Below are 19,861 nucleotides of genomic sequence, written 5' to 3' on the forward strand. Positions count from 1 at the left end.
GTGATTTCACCTAAGTGAAATCCACTGCTTATAAAAAATTAGTTTGTAAACATAAATTCAGTCGTACTGCCGGTTTGTCCTGAAATGACTTCCAGTCTGACATCTATTCGTTCTTTTAATTCCGGGACATGGGAGATGATGCCCACCAAGCGTCCGCTGCTTTGGATATCCATTAATGCTTCAATGGCCTGATCAAGTGATTCAGGATCAAGTGTACCGAAGCCTTCATCAATAAACATCGTTTCTAGGGAGACGCCGCCAGCATAATTTTGAACGACATCGGCAAGACCTAACGCTAAGGATAAAGATGCCTTAAAGCTTTCACCGCCGGATAAAGTTTTAACATGGCGCTCCTGCCCCGTATATTGGTCAAAAACAAGCAATTCCAAACCGCTTTGGGCATTCCCTTTTGAACGGTCTGTTTTCCTTAACAGCTGAAAGCGTCCAGAAGTCATTTTCCTTAACCGTACATTGGCTTCACGAAGAATATCGTCCAGGAAAGACGCCAGTACAAATCGTTCAAAGGTAATCCGGAAATTATTCTGTCCTTTGGCAATCTCGGAAAGATGGCCGATCAGCTTGTACCGTTCTTCAAGCACCTTCATTTTTTCATTCAAATGTTCAACCTGGTTGAAGATATCCTCATTATCCCGTTTTTTCACAAAAAGATCGGTGCGTTGATTTGAGAGATTTTCAATTTCATTGCCAATCTTGCTTACCTCGGACTTAAGTCCTTCAACATCTGGTGTTTTCACATCTGCCAAAAGTTCCGTTAACTCCCTCAATCGATCAGTTACTGAACGCAGCACTTCACGATAATCACGGATTTCATTTTCAAGCCTGCGAATTTCATTTTCAATTAGTTTCGAAGCATGGTACACTCCAAAATTTTCAAATCCCTGTTCAGAAAGTCTATTTTTGAAGACCTCACGTTCTGTATTAAGCTCTTCCTGCTTTTCATCATAGTGTTTCATTGCATTCTGTAATCTTGCCGTTTCAGCCGCAAGCTTTTCTTTTACTGTTTGCAAACGCTGCTGCGCGTCTTCCAGTAGTTTCACTAAGTTTTCATGACTTTTACGTGAAACAGCAAGTGCATTTTCATATTCGGCCTCTGAACGAAGGTTCTCTGGAATAACATTCATCAATCTAGTCAGATTTGTTTTCTTTTCAGTAAATTGAATCGTTAATTCCGTCACCTCACTAGCAAATTGCTGGATCGCTTTTTGTAATCCTAGCTTTTGAACTTCTCTTTTCTCTATCTCTGTCTTCACTTTCTCTAGCTGTTCAATTTGTTGAGATAATTCTCTTTGTGTAAGAATCAAACTATTTTTCGCAGCGACAACTTCGGACTTAACTAATGAATAATCATTTTCTTTAAAATCCACCCGATGTATACGAATTTCCTGCAAAATTTCATCCAACGCTTCCCTTTGGACCTTTTCGGCAGACTGACTCTGGTAAAGGGCGGCCTCATCAGTAGACTTTTCTTTTTCTCGAAGGGACGCTTGTTCTTTCGCAACCTTCATATCCTGTTCTGTTGGAATTGTGTCATTTTGATTAAAGGCTGGTGCAGGATGGTGCTCAGAACCGCACACAGGACAGGCCTCACCAGTTTGAAGCCTGGCTGCTAAAAGTGATGCCTGGCCATGAAGCCATTTATTCTCCAACACTTCCACTAGCGACTTTGCATCTGCTAACCTTGCAGCTGTATTTTCATACCGTCCCGTTATGTGTTTAAGATTTTGCACCGCATTTTGATGGCGAATATGAAATGTTTGATATTTTTCTAGACGCTCTAACTCTGCATCAAGCTTTTCTACCTTCCGCTCATTTTCTAGGAAGGAAAGCTTCCCCTTTTCGATTTCAGAACTTTGCTGTTGCAAAAATTTAAGCCGTTCATCTAATTGCAATAGTGTTTGTTCGGAATGACGATGTTTGTCCTGGGCATTTTTTAAAAATGCTTCCACCCTGGAAGCCTCTTTAACCATAGCGGCAAATGAATAGACATCCTCTTTCATATTCAAGAGTCGATTGACCGCGTCAAGCGCGGACTTACGCTCTCCTTCACGATCCATCTCTTTTTGAAGCTGCCCTTTATATTGGGTAAGCAGCACTTGTAATTTTTCAATATCAATCTTAATTGATTGGACATTTACTCCAAGCTGGTCTTCTTCCTTTTTCAACCGATGACATAGCGCTTCTTGCTCGGCTAAAACGGCGGCCTTTTGAGCCCTTTGAACCTGCTGTTCTTTTTCTGTGAACAATTCCTCTTGAGAAATCAGCGTGCCTCGCTGCACCTTCAATTCCTCTTTCGTTTGCAATTGTTTTAGGATGGCTTCGGCTTCGAAAAGCTGATTCTTCAGCATGTCCTGCTCCTGGGCCTTATCTTTCAATTTAAGGTCCAGCTGTTCGAGTTTTTCTCCTAATCCTGCTATTTCTCCTTGCAGAAGAGGCATGATAACTGTATCGTTTACGCTGTCTGCTTCCAAGAATTCACGTAACTCTTCATTTACGACAGCATGAATACGGCGAATCGCTTCATTCCTCGCTTGAACTTGATCTTCAACAGACCTTTTCAGCTCTGTAGCCTCATCCTTCAGTTTTTCTTCGACCATTTTATAAAACTGGGTATGAAAAAGCCTTTGTAAAATGACTTCTTTATCTTTACTGTCAGACGTTAATAGCTTGCGGAATTCACCTTGGGGTATCATTAAGATTTGCCGGAATTGATTCGCATCAATCAGCATAATTTCTTTAATTTTCTCTTCCACATCGGTGATTTTAGAAGCGAGCAGCTTTTTCTCACCTGACTCATCCAACACAAAAAGCTCGGCTTTTGCACCAATTGATGTAAAACCTTCCCCTTTGTCTTTTTTCTTTTGCTGCTGAGGCGACCTGGTGATAGAATATACTTTGTTTCGAAGGGAAAAATCTAATGAGACCTCTGTTAAAAGATCGTCCTTGGCAAATTGACTTCTTAACTCAGGGCCGTTCCTATCCTCCCCGCTCGCTTTGCCATAAATGGCATAACTAATAGCGTCGAAGATCGTTGTTTTACCTGCACCCGTTTTTCCAGAAATCACAAACATCGTCCGATTTCCCAGTTTGGAAAAGTCAATAGTCTCAGTTCCTGCATAAGGGCCAAACGCTTGCATCGTCAGTTTTAATGGTCTCATTTCGCCATTTCCCCCTTTAGCACTTGTTCAATAACCCCAACTATTGCATCCTTTTTATCTTGGGTAAATTCGGACGTGGTCATTTCCGTATAAAATTGCTCAAATAACTCAATCTCTGATTTTTTCTCACTTCTGATTGCATTAAAAGATTGCTTTTTCTTTAAATCAGTAACATCAATTTTCCGCTCGAGGTGCAGAACATTTGGATAAACCTGACGCAGTTTATTAATCGGATCAATTAAGGCCCCTTCATCAAGCAGGGTGATTTTTAAATAGTCATGAATTCGTTCTTTTTCATAAAAGTGCGGATCGAGTAGTTCTTCTAAATGTCCTTGCAGTTCCCGCATATCATGTTTTGGTGTGAGGGAACGGTAACGATGAGTAAAGTTACCTTTATCATCCATCTCAATGATCGAAATAGACTTGTTCTGTTTAGCTTCGGAAAAAGAGTATTTTAAAAGGGAGCCAGCATATTTCACTTTGTTGTGTTTAATAGCATCAGGACTGTGTAAGTGGCCAAGTGCGGTATATGAGAATGGTTCAAACAGTTCAGCACCGACACATCCCGAGCCGCCAACGGACAAAATCCGTTCGGAGTCTGAGGTTTGTCCTCCCAGAACAAATGCATGACCGACCAAGACATTTGGTTCATTCGGATTTAGCGTTTCTTCCATATTGCCAATAAGGGCTTTCATCGCATCCTGATGGGAATGAATGGAGGCATCGCCAAGAAGCTGTCTTACAACACCTGGTTCCGCATAAGGAACCAGATAAAAGTTCACCCCATTGATTTGGACGGGTTTGAAGCTGTTTGTTAACTTGCCAGATAAATAGAATTGGCTATGCTTGTACCACGAGCTGCCAAAAGAAAGTCTTTCAGCACTATCGTGATTTCCGGCAATTGCCACGACGGGCGTTTTTAATTCAACGTTAATTTTAATAAGAATTTCATCAAGTAACTCAACGGCATCGGTTGGCGGAACGGAACGATCGTATAAATCGCCAGCGATGACCACGGCATCAGGCTTTTCCTCGGCGACAATTTCTACAAATTGTTCAAGTGCTTCCCGCTGATTTTCTGTCATATAAACACCGTGGACCAGTTTGCCTAAATGCCAATCGGCTGTATGGATAAATTTCATTTGCTTCACCCCACTGCATTTTTTCCCAATACTTCTATTATAGCAAAATACCATACATTAAGGTCTTGGAAATGCTGGCAGTTTACTGGAAGGAAGGGTATGTTTTTTATAAAATAAAAAACAGCCCGGCAATTAACCGGACTGTTATAATAGGTTTTTTTAAATTACTTCTTAGTTACGTTAGCAGCTTGTGGTCCACGAGCTCCTTCAACTACTTCGAAAGAAACTTCTTGACCTTCTTCTAAAGTTTTGAAACCTTCAGATTGGATTGCAGAATAGTGAACGAATACATCGTTTCCGTCTTCTGCTTCGATGAAACCGAAACCTTTTTCTGAATTAAACCATTTTACTTTACCGTTTTTCATGTAAAAATATCCTCCTATTGGCTTGCATACAAGCCATGTGTAAAATTCACCAAATTACAACGTGATAGCTTTACTTCAGTTCCTCATCCAAACATCGGTTAAAACTTTGAACAAGCATGTAACATAAATCTAATCTCGTGCAACGGCTGTTTAAAATATAACGCTTTTAGGCCTATATGTCAATAAATCCAAGATTGACATAAACCAACACAATTCTACATATCTGCCAATTTCTGTTTGGAATTTTACTATATAAATTGATTGCTTTATACATCGAGACAATGACCGTGCAGGATTTTGTCGAAAAATATTTGTAATCGCTTTCTGTTGTTCACTAAAAGACCGAAGATTTTAATTCTTCGGCACCATAGCTTCTTCTTCATCTTCTTCTTTAAATTTATCCAATATTGTAATGGTATCAACAAGATGATTATTAAAGATTTGTCTGGCAACAGCCAACAGTTCAATAATCATCGGGTCCTTCAGTGTGTAAATGACCTTATTTCCCTCTTTAGTTCCTGTAACAATATTTTTGGCTCTCAAGATCGTAAGCTGTTGGGAGACAGCAGAGCCTTCACTGCCAACCAGAGTTTGGATTTCGTTGACGTTTTTATCCCCTTCTGCTAAAAGCTCCAAAATGCGGATTCTCAAAGGATGCGCCAGTGCTTTAAAAAAATCCGCTTTAAACTGCTGCATTTCAAGATTCAATTCTTCCACTCCTAAATATTATTAGATGGTAGCAGTTAGTCCCTTCCTATCTTCTACCGCCTCAGTGGCAGATAGCTTCTTACATTCCCTGAATGCAAAATGCTTACAGCCAAGGCATTTATTTTTATTAATTTGCTCCAGGGCAAATTGAATGGCTTCTCCAGTATGCTCAAAAAAATGATCTCCGCCAATCGTTTGAAACAATCCAGTTCTCTTTAGAACGCTTTCCGGCTGGCCATTTAAGCCTGATATCAATACTATACCATTTTTCGAAAAATGATGAACAATACTAGATAAATTCGCTTCACCTGTTGTATCCATTAACGGGACCCTGCTCATTCGCAGCAATAAAATTTTGGGGTGGTAGTTTATTGTGCTCATGATGGTTTTTTCAAATGTTTCGGCTGCACCGAAGAATAAAGGACCTTCGACATTAAAGATGCTGATTTGCGGACAGTCATGTGTATCAGTGACCATGCCAGTCTCTACTTTTTCATTTTTATGCTTTCGATTAGGCAAGGCCTTCGCCGTGACCATTAGGTCGCTCATCCGTTTAGTGAACAAAAGGGCTGACATGACAAGTCCCACCTCAACAGCGGTTGTCAAATTCACAAAAACGGTCAATAAAAACGTAACTAAGAGTACTAGTGAATCTGTCGATTTTGTTTTTAATATATGAGCAAATACCTTCCTTTCACTCATATTCCAGGCGACGACCATTAAAATAGGTGCCATGCTGGCAAGTGGGATGTATGAAGCGTATGGTGCAGAAAACAGCAGCACAAGCAGAACAACAATCCCATGAATGATCCCTGAAAATGGCGAAACAGCACCATTTTTAATATTTGTAGCTGTCCGGGCAATCGCTCCAGTTGCAGGAATACCGCCGAATAATGGGGTGATCATATTTGCGATTCCCTGCCCGATTAATTCCTTATTACTATTATGCCGGCTATTTGTCATCCCATCGGCCACAACAGCAGACAGAAGTGATTCTATTCCGCCAAGCATCGCAATGATAAAGGCGGGCTTCAATAATTTCATAACTTGCTCAATATTCAGGTTCGGTATATGGAGTGCAGGCAGTGTACTTGGAATTTCTCCATATGCCGTTCCAATGGTTGCGACTTGTGAGGGATAAAACAAGGTTGCTGCAAGTGTGGATACAATTAAGCCAATAAGCGGACCTGGAACCTTTGGTGCAATTTTTGGTGTAAAAATAACCGTTATTATACATATGAGTGCTGTGATAATACTAAAAACATTCGTTGAGTTAAGATGGACAATGATTTCTTCAATGTTGCGTATAAATTCCTCATGCTTCTTGATTCCCTCTAAACCTAAGAAACTAGGTAATTGTCCAGTGAAAATCGTAACCGCAATCCCTGCAGTAAACCCGATTGTTACTGGTCTAGGGATATATTTAATGAGTGACCCAAGCTTCAGAACTCCCATCAAGAGAAGAATAACTCCGGCCATAAACCCAGCAATCAGGAGATTTTCATAACCGTAAGACACTACCACTCCGAATAAAATTGGAATAAATGCACCGGTAGGACCGCCAATTTGATATTTCGATCCTCCAAGCAGAGAGATGAGAATCCCTGCAACAATCGTCGTATAGATTCCATACTCCGGCTTCACCCCTGAAGCAATGGCAAACGCCATACCAAGTGGAATTGCGATAACTCCGACAATCAAACCTGAGAGCAAGTCCTTTGGTACGCTTTTTAATGAATATTGATGGAACCTATTGTCACTAAACATATGAACCCTTCTTATCTTTTTATTTTAGTATATCTGATTATTTGAATATATAATAATTCATATATCCTATCAAGAATTTTGTTTGAAAAATAAACCAAAATTTTTAGCTTGTGTTCTGGTGCCCATTAATGTTAAGATAGTTAAGCGATGAGCTGAATTGTGTAAGCCGAAAAACATTCCTTTTAGGAACACATTGTGGAGTGTGGTTTTTCGCCTCAATACGCGAAAGACGTCTGTTTTTGACAGACGTCTTTTTATTTTATCTTCATTTAAAAATAGTATATTTTTCCTGAATTTTTTATAATGTAAGGAGGTGGACATTTTAAAATTTGGAGGGATTACAATGAACAATCACGAAATCGATTACAAGATTTATGGCGATGATATGCAGTTCGTAGAAGTAGAACTTGATCCTCATGAAACGGTTGTAGCAGAAGCGGGTAGCTTCATGATGATGGAAGATGACATACATATGGAGACCATTTTTGGTGATGGATCTGGAGGCGGCGGCGGCGGCCTGATGGGTAAACTATTTAGTGCAGGTAAACGTGTTCTTACAGGTGAAAGCTTGTTTATGACTACCTTTACTAATGCAGGAGCTGGAAAAAAGCGGGTTTCCTTTGCCTCTCCATATCCTGGTAAAATCATTCCAATGGATTTAACCCAATATGGCGGAAAAATCATATGTCAAAAAGATGCATTCCTTGCAGCAGCAAAAGGCGTTCAGGTTGGAATAGAATTCCAACGGAAACTTGGCGCAGGCTTTTTCGGCGGGGAGGGGTTTATTATGCAAAAGCTTGAAGGTGACGGGTTGGCATTCGTTCACGCCGGCGGAACCATTATTAAAAAGGACCTCCTACCCGGCCAAACTCTTAGGGTAGATACTGGTTGTTTAGTAGCAATGACCAGCAGTGTAGGTTATGATATTGAATTTGTTAAAGGCGTTAAAACTGCCTTGTTTGGCGGTGAAGGATTATTCTTCGCTACATTGCGTGGTCCAGGATCTGTTTGGATTCAATCACTGCCATTCAGTCGTCTTGCCAGCCGTGTATTTGCTGCAGCCCCTTCTCGCGGCGGCAGTAAAGATGAGGGCAGTATTGCTAAAGGGATCTTTGATATGTTTAGTGGGGACTAATAATAAGCATGAGCAGGATCATCAAGATCCTGCTTTTTTTGTGCTTCGATACAAGTCAAAAATTGTAGAATACCGCTTAATTTTTGTAGAATATCCACTTATTTTTGTAGAATCTCTCAATTTTTTTGTAGAATACCTATTAATTTCGGGGTAATCCCACTTCATTTTGTAGAATACTCCTAATAATTTGAAGAATGCACTCAAAATATTGTAGAATCCCCCTATTTTTTTGTAGAATACACATTAATTTTTGTAGAATTCCTTCTTCCTCAATAAAAAAACCGGACCGAGGTCCGGTTTTTTTCACTATCCAGTTTAACTTACACCCTGTTCCTTATTCCAGGACCCCTTCATTTTTCTTTTTTTCTTTCTTTTTCACAACTCGCAGGCCATTCATGTTTTCTTCTAATTCTTTTTTAATCATATTAACAATAGCAATGACAATAAAAAACCCTATCACAGGACAAAAGATCGTCCAGGGAGCAAGCAAAAATTCATTAAAATTCTGGCCGATTAATCCGGCCCATTCGTTAGTGATTGTTGCAGGATGTGGCGGCGGATTATCTGGGTCATCAATTCCAAAGATTCCCGCCCTATTCCTTCCACCGAGAAACATACCAAACAGCCCAAGCTGCATCGTTATCTGAAGCGTACTGATAAGCTGCTGAACGGTAAATAAAACGCTGTAAGAACGTAAATAGGGCAGCAATTGTCTTCTTATAAGATGAAATTTACCAGCACCCATCAAAATTGAACTTTGAACGAAGGATGTTTTTAATAACTCATCTGTTACATCTGATGCGAATATTGTTACAGATGGGACACCAATAAAAACGAGAATAATAATTTGATAGGTAACAATCGATGAGATTGCAACATTATTAAAATCCCCTACAATTGGAATCATTAAAATAATCCCTATGAGAATTAAAGGGATATAACGGAAGGGCAGGAAAAAGTCCTTCACATAACTTTTTAAAAAAGGGGTCCAGATTGATAGAAAAATCCCCAATAATCCACCAATTAATACCCTTAATATGGCGACTCCAAATGTAGAAATAAGCGTGAATTTTGCCCCATATAGCAAAAGCCAATGGATATCTTCACCATTTCGATTGGTTCCAAGTATATGCTTTTCGGAAGGTGGAAACGGAGCCCTGCCAATGATCTGGCCTTGTTCATTTTTAACTAAAACCTGATGATTATAATCTTTCGGTCCGTAGGCAGGATAGAAAATACTCATTAATAACAATAGAAGTAGTAAGGAAGAGCCGATTATTGTTTTTTTATATTTCTTCATATCGTTACACGCTCCTTCCCTCTTATTAACTTTGAAATCGTCCAGCCTGCCGCTTCAATGAACACCAATGGAAGCGAAAACATTAACAAACAGACTACGAGCGAGACGAAATCTCCTCCCATAGAAATGATTTTAAAAAATTGCTGCGTAAATCCATTAATGTTAAACAAATATTCAACTAAATAAATATTGGAAAGTAATACCCAAACAATGGTCCTAAGCTGTAATACAGAAAGTGGAAAAACGTTTCTCATAATATGTAAAATCAGGGTTCTAAGGCGTCCGATTCCTTTGGCTTTCGCATAGAGCACGTATTGCTGGGATTGTTCATCGGTAATAACCTTAATTAAAAACTGTATCAATAAAAATAAAGGCAGGAAGGAGACTGTCATGATTGGGACAAAGTACGGCTTTGCACCAAAAACACCATATAACTGTAAAAATTTAATGCCTGTTTTTTTATAGAGAATTATGACAAAAAACTGAAATAAAAAAATCACTAATAAATCTGGAACTGCTTCAAAAAAGTTAATACCACTTTTTAAATTATTTCTCAGCTTCTCTGGTGCGAGCATAACCAAAACTGCAAATACCAAACCCATGAAAATAATAAAGATTAAACTAAAAAATAGAATCGTAATTGAATACTGATAACTTTCCGCAATGTTCAATTGCTTAAAAAACGACAGATAGGCAGCATCCTTTATTCGAAATAAAGATTGAAAATCTGACTTCACACCCCCAAAAAATGCTTTAAAATTTAACACAACATGATCTTTTCCAATTCCTAATAAGAATGGAAGTTTAAAAATAAATAGGAACCCGGCAATAATCAAAACAAGTCGAATAATATTACGTATAAATCGTTTCATTTCATCCCCCACAAAAATCAACTTTTTAAAATATTCGCAATTTAGAAAGACGAAATATTTATGAAAAAGTTACACAAAAAAAAGAAAAGCATGCAAATTTTTTTTGCACGCTTTTTTTCTAGTTTAAATCAAGCTTTTTAAGTTTTGCGAAAGCCTGCTCTCTTTTTAAATTATATGACTGCCAAGGGTTATTTTCTGTTAGGGCCTGCTGCTTCCGTTTAAACAATATTCCTTCTAACCCATTTATTGATTTATCCTTTTCATACAGGTCAATCAATCCCATCACACCTGTGTAGGATAGGTTGTTTAGATAGTAAATATCGATCTTCCCGCTTTCCGTGTAGCGATCCATATTCTCCTTCACAACCATTTTATCTAAGTCTATTATTGTGATGGCTGTGAAGTAAATTAAAGATGAAATAAAGTAAAAATGAAACAATGACAGTTTTTCAACCCAGACCTTTACCAATGTATACATGAAAATGACAACAAGGAATATCATGAACGAATGGGCAAGTATCCTAGTAAAGGTGAATCCATAGGCGTCCTCGTACATGCCTAAACGCATAAAAGCAGATATGAGCATAACAAAACTAGCCAATACCAAAATTGTAAGCAAAATTTGCATGAACCGCTTTACAAAATTAGTCCCATGATTAACGACAGTCAGTACTACTACTGTAATCGATAAATTTATCAGCGTTACAAACAATAGCTCAAAGAAGCCTTTTCGTGCGTACTCTGCGTACGTATAATCCCCTTGCAAAGAGCCGCTGAAGAAATATTTAAACTGAACCATTGTAAATAATAAATATACCGCATTGATTACAATTAAAACCGTAATGGTAATAATCGAATCAAGCTTGGAACCTTGATCATTAGCGGTTTGTTTGATAACTTTTATTTGTTTTTTTAAAAGGATCTGCATGAATCCAAAAAAGCCCGCGGTATAGAAGAGAATAATTACAACCCTAAAAATACTTTCCAAATCGATGACGTTAAACCACTCCGGTATTCCGCCTATCATCCGTTTAAACTGCGCATCTGCCGACATGAGTAAATTTAGTACGATAATTAAAACAGGCAGTGAAATGACCAATCCAATAAGTACTTTTTTCCATATGACGGTCTTCCTCTCGTCAACACCTTGTTTCAATCCCTTTGCAAATACACCAGAAAAAGCCGCATTATATTTTACTGAATCTAAAAGCATGGAAAATAAATAGGGAATCATCCCAAGTTGATTCCACTTCATATGTTTCGGGCTGGTGACTAAAACAAGATGAAAGATGACCAAGCAAGGAATAGCCATAATATTGAGTCCATAAGTAACCTCGTTGTCATTCAAGAAAAAGCTTGCAGACAAGAGCCAAATACAACAAAGGATCAGATAGCCCATTCTTTGATGGGAAAAAGTGTATCGGCGGTAACGCCAAAAAAATACCGCGTAGAAACCTGCAATAAATACAAAATAAGAAATTCCAATTTTACCCCGAAAAAATGCTTCTTCCCCTAAAATACCAAGCAGTAAGCAAAAAACTAAAAAAAGCCAATCTGATTTACTAATTTTCGTTTCCACCGTCATCCCTCTTTCATGTAGAATTTCTATATATATAGTTTTACTAGGTATATAATCAAAAAAAACTGCTTATATCGATGCTTTCCTTCCCCAGCGGTAGCCAAACCAGCTAATTGGATAAAGAAAAATGGTAAAAATGATACAAGCAAAAATAAATGTTTTCGTTAATAATGGTGCAAACCAGGAATGAGGTATGATTTCAAATACTGTCAGAACCATTAACAATAAGTTAGGGATTAGAGAAAGTAAGAATGTTTTTCTTAAAAGGGTTTTCCCCCTATGACCAAAACCTTTGCCGATTTCATATCCGAGTAATGCCCAAAAAAACATGTATAAAATGGCAATTAGAATAGGAATAGAGGTTAAATGTTGCCAAAGGACAGACAGCCATTCCCATTGATAAAGATTATGGGCTAAAGTTAATAAACTTCCTCCACCGAAAAAGATAATATTTAACAGGATGAACACCAATTTCATATTACTTGGCGTAACCGAGAGCTCCTCGTTCCACAAGCCAGATATCTCATCAGGACTGCCCAAACGGGAGACGATTCTATCATAGATTTCAGCTTCAGTATGACAATCATTGGATTCAATCAGGATTTCTTCAATATGGGATTCATATTCAAGAAGAATATTCTCTTTTTCTTTATGGTTTATCAATCCCTTTGATAATTCTTCAAGAAACCTAATCTTTGACCGTTCCATGCTTCGATCTCCCAATTACTTTATTCATAACTTGAACAAAATCCTGCCATTCGCGAGTTTTCTCATCTAACAGTTCTTTACCGGCATTTGTAATCCGATAATATTTACGCGCTGGACCTTTTTCCTGCTCCTGCCAGTAGCATTCAATATACTCCTGCTTCTCTAGCTTGTGCAAGGCAGGATATAAGGTCCCTTCTTTCACGCTCAAGCCATTATCGCTGCGCTGTTCCAGCTCTTTCACTAATTCATAGCCGTACATATCGCGCTCATTTAATAATTGCAATAAAATTAAAGAGGTACTGCCTTTCACTAATTCGCGGTTAAACATTTTCTCACCTACCTAGAAATATTAGGTACATAGAAATTCTACATCGTTCCAATTCATTTGTAAAGAAAAATAGTGACGAAAATTTCAATCGTCACTGTTTTTTTCTATTTCATTTTTAGGTCGTTTTCTTGGCGCTTAATGAACTGGTCTCTCTCACCGCCATCTGATAATACCTCTTTGAACGCATGATTTGCTTTGTCCCCCAACATCATTTCTGATGACCGAATCGTTTTTGGCGGAAGGTTATTATTCGGAGCTGCCTGTTCATTCCAATTTCCCATTTCATCACCTCGATGTTATTGTTTGAAGTTTGGGCAGGAATATCCAAAAAAAACGCTTGGAAATTGTGAACTGCACCCCAAGCGTTTTTACGATATTAAATAATCATTTTTTTGTTGTCCTGAAGCTGAAGTTCTTGTTCTTCCGTTCCGTCCTGTTCACGATTCTTTTTAATTTTAAAGTGATAGATCAAGTAACACGCAACCACAAATGGTACGCCAAGATATAGTGCGAGTCTTTGGGCAGGGTCAAACGCTAAACTAACAAGAACAGAAACGTTTAAGACTAATGCAATAATCGGAAGAAGTGGAAATAAAGGTGTCTTAAATTTAAGATCTTCCACTTTACCGCCTTCGCGAATAAACTTTCTCCGGAAAGCAATTTGTGAGGCTGTAATGGAAATCCATCCGACTTGTGCCCCTAATCCTGCTACGGAGAGTAGCCACATAAAGACTGTTTCTTCTGCAAAAAACCCTGAAAGTAAGGATAATAGTGCAATACCGATTGTAAAAAATAAAGCGTTAATTGGAACTCCACTTTTGCTTACTTTTGTAAGCTTTGGACTGGTCATTTTTTCTTTAGACATCGCATAAAGCATACGTGTTGCCGCATAAAGGCCTGAGTTCGCAACAGATAGTAAGGCAGTTAGAATAACAAAGTTCATAATATCTGCGGCATAAGGGATACCGATACTATCAAAAACGACAACAAATGGACTTTCGACGACACCCGCTTTTTCCATCGGAATTAATCCAGCTACTACAAAGATCGCTAATACGAAGAAGAACAGTGTACGCCAAACCGTTTGTCTAATTGATTTTGGAATAGTTTTCTCCGGGTCATCACTTTCACCTGCTGCGATACCAATTAATTCGGTCCCTTGGAACGAAAAGTTTACCGCAATCATCGTAACGATTAGTGCTGTGAAACCGTGCGGCATGATCCCATGTGCTGTAAAATTAGATAAAAATGGTGCAGCATGTCCGCCTTTCATGTCAATTAGACCGAACATGGCAGCGCCGCCTAAAACAATAAACATAATTATGGCTAAAATCTTAATGCTGGAAAACCAAAACTCTGCTTCACCAAACGCTTTTGCTGAAAGAGCATTAAGTGCAAATAACAGAATCGCAAATATCGCACACCAAATCCAAATCGGTGAATGAGGGAACCATCTTTGCATGAGCTGACCGGCAGATAATAATTCTAGCGCCACCGTAACAGCCCAGCCGAGCCAATAGAGCCATCCAAGCGCGAAACCTGTTCCCGGTCCAATAAATTTGGTCGTATACGTTTGAAATGATCCTGAAACCGGCATGGCTACTGATAGTTCACCCAGACATACCATGGTCAAAAACATAATAAAGCCACCGACAATATAGGAAAGAATGGCACCGGTTGGTCCTGCTTGGCTAATAGTATATCCTGAGCCAAGGAATAGACCGGATCCGATAACCCCTCCTAGCGAAATCATAAATAGATGTCTGGACTTCATCGTTCTTTGTAATTCATTTGATGCATTGTTTCCCGGTAAATTCATTAAATTTCCCCCTTGTTCCCTCGATGAAGAATGCGCTTTCAAATTAAAGACGGGTTATGCTAAAATAGGATAATTTTTGTTTGAAGAAAGAATTTCACATTCCTTGCACAAATGAAAGATTAAAATATTTGTCGAAATTTATCAACCGCCAAATCTTTCTAAATTTATCACTATTTCTACTATTTATATATGCAATTTCTATGCCAACTTTTAAAATCCTAATTTGTGAATAATTTTCGAACAAATCCGCCAATTTATTTTGCATATTTGAAAAATATTTTGCACATTAAACGCAAAAATACTCTTCCCATTAAAATGGGAAGAGCATGTTTTTTTAATCACTGCCTGTAATTAGTAAATCATCTTGAATAATAGCTAGAGAAGTTTCTTTGGTAACTCTCTGGCCCTTCTTTACATGCAGTGATGTAATATGACCGCTTATGCCAATCGAAATCTCTTCAATCTTACCGTTATGGGTTTTAATTTGGAACAATTTTTCCCACTCATAAACATGGTTGTTTTCCTCAGTTAAAACTTTTTCTACGGTGCCGGAACAAGGACTGTAAATAGTTTCCTTTACCTTTTGCAATTTCTTCACTCCTATTTTGATTTCGTTACAGTCATAGCGGATTCTTATATAGATGAAAGATGAGTTACCATTTTTTTTGCGTTTTTATACCCAGCCGCGGAATCTTGATGCCTCGGCCACTTTTTTAATTCCAACCATATAGGCTGCTAAACGCATATCTACTTGGTGTGTTTCAGCAGTTTGATATATATTTTCAAATGAACCAACCATTACCTTTGCCAGTTTTTCATTTACTTCTTCTTCTGACCAATAGTAGCCTTGATTATTTTGCACCCATTCAAAATAGGAGACTGTTACACCGCCTGCACTTGCTAAAATATCCGGAACGAGTAGGACACCACGTTCTGTCAGGATTGTTGTTGCCTCAAGTGTGGTTGGTCCATTTGCCGCTTCCACCACGATGGATGCCTTAATATTCGCTGCATTTTCCGCAGTAATTTGGTTGGAAATGGCAGCAGGAACAAGGATATCACAGTCTAGTTCAAGCAGTTCTTTATTCGTTATCGTATTTTTAAATAATTGTGAGAAAGAGCCGAAACTGTCTCTTCTATCGAGCAAGTTATCAATATCTAGTCCGTTCGGATCGTAAACGCCGCCATATACGTCAGAAACAGCGACAACTTTTGCACCGGCATCATGCATAAATTTAGCTAAGAAGCTTCCGGCATTTCCAAATCCCTGAATAACGACGCGCGCCCCTTGTAACTCAATACCTTTTTTCTTAACTGCTTCTTCAATACAAATGGTTACGCCTTGGGCAGTCGCAGTTTCACGACCTTGAGATCCGCCTAATACGATCGGTTTTCCAGTGATAAATCCTGGTGAATCAAACTCGCGTAAACGGCTGTACTCATCCATCATCCAGGCCATTATTTGCGAATTCGTATAGACATCTGGAGCTGGAATATCTTTTGTTGGTCCCACAATTTGGCTGATAGCACGAACGTATCCGCGGCTTAATCTTTCAAGCTCTCTAAAAGACATCTTACGCGGGTCACAAATAATGCCACCTTTACCGCCGCCATATGGAAGATCTGTAATTCCGCACTTTAAGCTCATCCAAATCGACAAGGCTTTTACTTCTTCTTCGTCTACCTCAGGATGGAAGCGGACGCCGCCTTTTGTTGGTCCTACCGCATCATTATGCTGGGAGCGATACCCTGTAAAAATTTTGACCGAACCGTCATCCATTCGCACTGGAATTCGAACTGTTAGCATACGAATTGGTTCTTTCAATAATTCATACATTTCGTTTGCATAGCCTAATTTATTCAGCGCTTTTTGAATGACTGTTTGTGTTGATAAAAATAAATTTAATGATTCTTGCTCTTTTTGCTGTTCTTTCGTAATTTCATCTACCACTTTGTTAGCAGACATTTCGGCACCCCGTCGTATTATAAAATATGTTTTCTGTTAAACTAGTTTGTTGATTTGCGCTCCAATCAACAATGGCTTTTAACATCAGCCTGTTGAATGTTACTACGATAATACTGCTTGAATTTTTGCAATGGCCCAGTCGATTTCTTCTTTTGAAATGATTAGCGGTGGTGCAAAGCGAATTACTGTATCATGTGTTTCTTTACATAGTAGGCCTTCTTCTTTTAATTTTTCGCAATATGGTCTTGCTGCTTCTGTTAATTCAACACCGATAAACAAGCCTTTTCCTCGTACATCTTTAATCATCGGATTGTTAATTGTTTTTAATTGTTCAAGGAAGTATTTTCCTAGTTCTAAAGAGCGTTCCGCCAATTTTTCTTCTTCAATGACATCTAATGCTGCCAGGGATACAGCACAAGCAAGCGGGTTTCCACCAAATGTTGATCCGTGTGAACCTGGGTTAAATACACCTAACACATCAGAATTGGCAACAACACAAGAAATTGGGAATACGCCGCCTCCTAGTGCTTTTCCTAAGATCAACATATCTGGCTCTACTTCTTCCCAATCACAAGCAAACATTTTTCCTGTACGAGCTAACCCAACTTGAATTTCATCAGCAATAAATAAGACGTTGTTTTCTTTACATAAGTTTGATGCTGCCTTTAAGAACCCTTCAGGCGGTAAGATAATTCCAGCTTCACCTTGAATTGGTTCCATTAAGAACGCAGCTGTATTTGGGGTAATTGCTGCCTTTAATGCTTCAAGATCGCCATAAGGAATTAATTTGATTCCTGGAAGCATTGGTCCGAATCCGCGTTTATACTCAGGATCAGAGGATAAGGAAACTGCTCCCATTGTCCGGCCATGGAAGTTTCCTATGCACGCAATGATCTCAGCTTGATTTTCAGCAATTCCCTTCACATCATAACCCCAGCGGCGGGCAGCCTTTAGTGCTGTTTCAACCGCTTCTGCTCCTGTGTTCATTGGAAGGGCCATATCTTTATTTGTCAGCCTACAAATTGTTTCGTACCACGGTCCAAGCTGATCATTGTGAAATGCACGAGATGTTAAGGTCACTTTATCTGCTTGGTCTTTTAATGCTTGAATAATTTTAGGATGACGGTGCCCTTGGTTGACGGCGGAATAGGCACTAAGCATATCCATGTAACGATGTCCTTCAGGGTTTTCCACCCAAACACCTTCTGCCTTGGCGATAACGATTGGCAGCGGATGATAATTGTTTGCACCGAATTTTTGAGTTTGTTCAATAATAGTGGTTGATTTTGTTGTTGTTCCGTTCATAATCTTTTCCTCCTTATTTACATGCTATTAGAGCATTTCCGATGTTGTTTTTGCTTGCATATGAAGAAGTAAGTAATCAGGACCGCCTGCTTTAGAATCTGTGCCTGACATATTGAATCCGCCAAATGGCTGATATCCAACGATTGCTCCTGTACATGTACGGTTAAAATAAAGGTTTCCAACATGGAATTCTTCGCGTGCTCTTTCAATATGTTCGCGGTTGTTTGAGATTAAGGCTCCTGTTAAACCATAGTCCGTATTATTGGCGACTTGCATCATATGGTCAAAATCTCGTGCTTTGCAGAATGTCACAACCGGTCCGAAAATTTCTTCCTGCATCAGGCGGGCATTTTCATCTAGATCCGCAAATATCGTTGGTTGAATGAAGTAACCAGTTGAGTCGTCTCCTTCTCCACCAGTCATGAGCCTGCCTTCTTCCTTACCAATTTCGATATAGTTCATTATTTTCTTGAACGATTTCTCATCAATTACTGGTCCCATATAAGTTTCAAGTGATTCCGTGTTTCCTAGTTTTAGTGTTTTCGTTAAGGCAACAGCTTTTTCGAGAACTTCATCATAAACATCCTGATGAACGACAGCACGGGAGCCTGCAGAACATTTTTGACCTGAGAATCCGAAAGCCGAATAAACAATGGAAGCTGCGGCTAAATCCAAATCAGCATCATTATCGACAACCACAGTGTCTTTTCCGCCCATTTCTGCAATTACGCGTTTTAACCAAATTTGTCCTGGATTTACCTTTGCAGCGCGCTCGTAAATTCGGCAGCCAACTTCACGTGAACCTGTGAAGGATACAAAACGTGTTTTCGGATGATCTACAAGATAATCACCAATTTGTGCGCCACTGCCTGGGACAAAGTTTAATACTCCACTTGGAAGCCCTGCTTCATGCATCAATTCAACAAACTTTGCAGCAACAATTGGCGTTGAATTTGCAGGCTTTAATAGAACGGAATTACCGGAAACAATTGCCGCAACTGTGGTTCCTGCCATTATCGCTAATGGGAAATTAAATGGTGAAATAATGATCCCTACTCCTAATGGAATATAGCTAAATTGGTTATACTCGCCTGCGCGGCTTTGAACCTGTACACCTTCTTTGATTTTCAACATTTGTCTGCCATAGTACTCAATGAAGTCAATCGCTTCAGCAGTATCAGCATCCGCTTCTTTCCACGGCTTTCCAGCTTCTTTTACTAGATAACTAGAAAATTCGTGCTTTCGTCGGCGCATGATAGCAGCAGCACGGAATAAGATATTGGCTCGGTGCTCCGGTTTCCATGTTTTCCATGATTCAAAAGCCGTCAATGCCGCAGTCATCGCTTTTTCTGCTAATTCTTGATTGGCCATTGAAACGCTTCCGATGACCTCTTCTTTATTAGCCGGATTTATTGAAACGATTTTTTCTTCCGTCGTAATCTTTTCACCGCCAATGACCACTGGGTAATGAGTTCCTAATTGGGATTGGACATATGCTAGTGCCTCTTCAAAAGCTTTAATATTTTTTTCATCTGCAAAATTAGTAAATGGTTCATGAGAATACGCTTGCATTTTTTTACCCCCTTTTATTGTTCCATTAAAACAATATGCAAGTTCCGTGCCAACATTATTTTTGCGGTTTTATGGGGTTTCTGACAACACGTTCGCCATTATTTTTTGCACAAATCCGC

Annotated in this window: 17 protein-coding genes; 1 reads left to right on the forward strand and 16 read right to left on the reverse strand. The window is 39.1% G+C overall.

What is annotated here, in order from left to right:
- Positions 1 to 38 precede the first annotated feature (38 nt).
- From AC59HZ_RS10325 to AC59HZ_RS10345, 5 genes are all read right to left on the reverse strand, one after another.
- Positions 39 to 3,176, reverse strand: coding sequence for an AAA family ATPase (locus AC59HZ_RS10325; protein ID WP_496545711.1), 3,138 nt, complete (start codon positions 3,174 to 3,176; stop codon positions 39 to 41).
- Positions 3,173 to 4,318: an exonuclease SbcCD subunit D gene (locus tag AC59HZ_RS10330; protein WP_496545712.1), complete on the reverse strand. Its 1,146-nt coding sequence runs from the start codon at positions 4,316 to 4,318 to the stop codon at positions 3,173 to 3,175. Before AC59HZ_RS10330 ends, AC59HZ_RS10325 begins: the two co-directional genes overlap by 4 nt.
- Before the next feature lie 164 nt (positions 4,319 to 4,482).
- The gene (locus AC59HZ_RS10335) at positions 4,483 to 4,683 is read right to left on the reverse strand and encodes a cold-shock protein (protein ID WP_026575162.1); all 201 of its coding nucleotides are present in this window, start codon (positions 4,681 to 4,683) and stop codon (positions 4,483 to 4,485) included.
- A 351-nt stretch (positions 4,684 to 5,034) separates the two neighbouring features.
- Positions 5,035 to 5,391, reverse strand: a complete 357-nt coding sequence (locus AC59HZ_RS10340; RefSeq protein ID WP_496545713.1) for an ArsR/SmtB family transcription factor — start codon at positions 5,389 to 5,391, stop codon at positions 5,035 to 5,037.
- Positions 5,392 to 5,412: 21 nt separating this feature from the next.
- The gene (locus tag AC59HZ_RS10345; RefSeq protein WP_496545714.1) at positions 5,413 to 7,158 is read right to left on the reverse strand and encodes a SulP family inorganic anion transporter; all 1,746 of its coding nucleotides are present in this window, start codon (positions 7,156 to 7,158) and stop codon (positions 5,413 to 5,415) included.
- A 343-nt stretch (positions 7,159 to 7,501) separates the two neighbouring features.
- Between AC59HZ_RS10345 and AC59HZ_RS10350 the strand changes: the two genes are divergently transcribed.
- On the forward strand, positions 7,502 to 8,293 hold the full coding sequence (locus AC59HZ_RS10350) for a TIGR00266 family protein (protein WP_496545715.1): 792 nt from the start codon (positions 7,502 to 7,504) through the stop codon (positions 8,291 to 8,293).
- 334 nt (positions 8,294 to 8,627) lie between these two features.
- Here the strand turns inward: AC59HZ_RS10350 and AC59HZ_RS10355 are convergent, their stop codons facing one another.
- The 11 genes from AC59HZ_RS10355 to pruA all read right to left on the reverse strand — a co-directional run bounded on the left by AC59HZ_RS10355 (position 8,628) and on the right by pruA (position 19,742).
- Positions 8,628 to 9,593: a hypothetical protein gene (locus AC59HZ_RS10355; protein ID WP_496545716.1), complete on the reverse strand. Its 966-nt coding sequence runs from the start codon at positions 9,591 to 9,593 to the stop codon at positions 8,628 to 8,630.
- Positions 9,590 to 10,465 (reverse strand): ABC transporter permease subunit, encoded by an 876-nt coding sequence (locus AC59HZ_RS10360; protein WP_496545717.1) that lies wholly within the window; start codon positions 10,463 to 10,465, stop codon positions 9,590 to 9,592. The genes AC59HZ_RS10355 and AC59HZ_RS10360 overlap by 4 nt, the downstream gene beginning before the upstream one ends.
- A 118-nt stretch (positions 10,466 to 10,583) precedes the next feature.
- Entirely contained in the window at positions 10,584 to 12,044 is a 1,461-nt protein-coding gene (locus AC59HZ_RS10365; RefSeq protein WP_496545718.1) for a DUF4153 domain-containing protein, read from the reverse strand.
- Positions 12,045 to 12,113: 69 nt separating this feature from the next.
- A complete protein-coding gene (locus AC59HZ_RS10370; RefSeq protein ID WP_496545719.1) occupies positions 12,114 to 12,752 on the reverse strand; it encodes an HAAS signaling domain-containing protein in 639 nt (212 codons plus the stop codon).
- Positions 12,733 to 13,080 (reverse strand): PadR family transcriptional regulator, encoded by a 348-nt coding sequence (locus AC59HZ_RS10375; protein WP_496545720.1) that lies wholly within the window; start codon positions 13,078 to 13,080, stop codon positions 12,733 to 12,735. Before AC59HZ_RS10375 ends, AC59HZ_RS10370 begins: the two co-directional genes overlap by 20 nt.
- Positions 13,081 to 13,184: 104 nt before the next feature.
- Entirely contained in the window at positions 13,185 to 13,361 is a 177-nt protein-coding gene (locus tag AC59HZ_RS10380; RefSeq protein WP_496545721.1) for a hypothetical protein, read from the reverse strand.
- A gap of 95 nt (positions 13,362 to 13,456) precedes the next feature.
- A complete protein-coding gene (locus tag AC59HZ_RS10385; RefSeq protein WP_496545722.1) occupies positions 13,457 to 14,899 on the reverse strand; it encodes an amino acid permease in 1,443 nt (480 codons plus the stop codon).
- A 334-nt stretch (positions 14,900 to 15,233) separates the two neighbouring features.
- Positions 15,234 to 15,488 carry a biotin/lipoyl attachment domain-containing protein gene (locus AC59HZ_RS10390; protein ID WP_496545723.1) on the reverse strand — a complete coding sequence of 85 codons (255 nt, stop codon included), beginning with the start codon at positions 15,486 to 15,488 and terminating at the stop codon, positions 15,234 to 15,236.
- Positions 15,489 to 15,572: 84 nt separating this feature from the next.
- Positions 15,573 to 16,865: a Glu/Leu/Phe/Val family dehydrogenase gene (locus AC59HZ_RS10395; RefSeq protein WP_496545724.1), complete on the reverse strand. Its 1,293-nt coding sequence runs from the start codon at positions 16,863 to 16,865 to the stop codon at positions 15,573 to 15,575.
- Between the two features lie 102 nt (positions 16,866 to 16,967).
- Positions 16,968 to 18,170, reverse strand: coding sequence for an ornithine--oxo-acid transaminase (locus tag AC59HZ_RS10400; protein WP_496545725.1), 1,203 nt, complete (start codon positions 18,168 to 18,170; stop codon positions 16,968 to 16,970).
- A 27-nt stretch (positions 18,171 to 18,197) separates the two neighbouring features.
- Positions 18,198 to 19,742 carry an L-glutamate gamma-semialdehyde dehydrogenase gene (pruA, locus tag AC59HZ_RS10405; protein WP_496545726.1) on the reverse strand — a complete coding sequence of 515 codons (1,545 nt, stop codon included), beginning with the start codon at positions 19,740 to 19,742 and terminating at the stop codon, positions 18,198 to 18,200.
- Positions 19,743 to 19,861: the final 119 nt, after the last annotated feature.

The sequence above is a fragment of the Neobacillus sp. DZ-9 genome (genome assembly GCF_059587065.1).

Excerpts from the sequence above, each read along its gene's own strand:
- AC59HZ_RS10370 (WP_496545719.1), bottom strand. The coding sequence starts at position 12,752 with ATGGAACGGTCAAAGATTAGGTTTCTTGAAGAATTATCAAAGGGATTG.
- AC59HZ_RS10335 (WP_026575162.1), bottom strand. The coding sequence starts at position 4,683 with ATGAAAAACGGTAAAGTAAAATGGTTTAATTCAGAAAAAGGTTTCGGT.
- pruA (WP_496545726.1), bottom strand. The coding sequence starts at position 19,742 with ATGCAAGCGTATTCTCATGAACCATTTACTAATTTTGCAGATGAAAAA.
- AC59HZ_RS10375 (WP_496545720.1), bottom strand. The coding sequence starts at position 13,080 with ATGTTTAACCGCGAATTAGTGAAAGGCAGTACCTCTTTAATTTTATTG.
- AC59HZ_RS10355 (WP_496545716.1), bottom strand. The coding sequence starts at position 9,593 with ATGAAGAAATATAAAAAAACAATAATCGGCTCTTCCTTACTACTTCTA.
- AC59HZ_RS10400 (WP_496545725.1), bottom strand. The coding sequence starts at position 18,170 with ATGAACGGAACAACAACAAAATCAACCACTATTATTGAACAAACTCAA.
- AC59HZ_RS10395 (WP_496545724.1), bottom strand. The coding sequence starts at position 16,865 with ATGTCTGCTAACAAAGTGGTAGATGAAATTACGAAAGAACAGCAAAAA.
- AC59HZ_RS10380 (WP_496545721.1), bottom strand. The coding sequence starts at position 13,361 with ATGGGAAATTGGAATGAACAGGCAGCTCCGAATAATAACCTTCCGCCA.
- AC59HZ_RS10350 (WP_496545715.1), top strand. The coding sequence starts at position 7,502 with ATGAACAATCACGAAATCGATTACAAGATTTATGGCGATGATATGCAG.
- AC59HZ_RS10325 (WP_496545711.1), bottom strand. The coding sequence starts at position 3,176 with ATGAGACCATTAAAACTGACGATGCAAGCGTTTGGCCCTTATGCAGGA.
- AC59HZ_RS10345 (WP_496545714.1), bottom strand. The coding sequence starts at position 7,158 with ATGTTTAGTGACAATAGGTTCCATCAATATTCATTAAAAAGCGTACCA.
- AC59HZ_RS10360 (WP_496545717.1), bottom strand. The coding sequence starts at position 10,465 with ATGAAACGATTTATACGTAATATTATTCGACTTGTTTTGATTATTGCC.
- AC59HZ_RS10330 (WP_496545712.1), bottom strand. The coding sequence starts at position 4,318 with ATGAAATTTATCCATACAGCCGATTGGCATTTAGGCAAACTGGTCCAC.
- AC59HZ_RS10385 (WP_496545722.1), bottom strand. The coding sequence starts at position 14,899 with ATGAATTTACCGGGAAACAATGCATCAAATGAATTACAAAGAACGATG.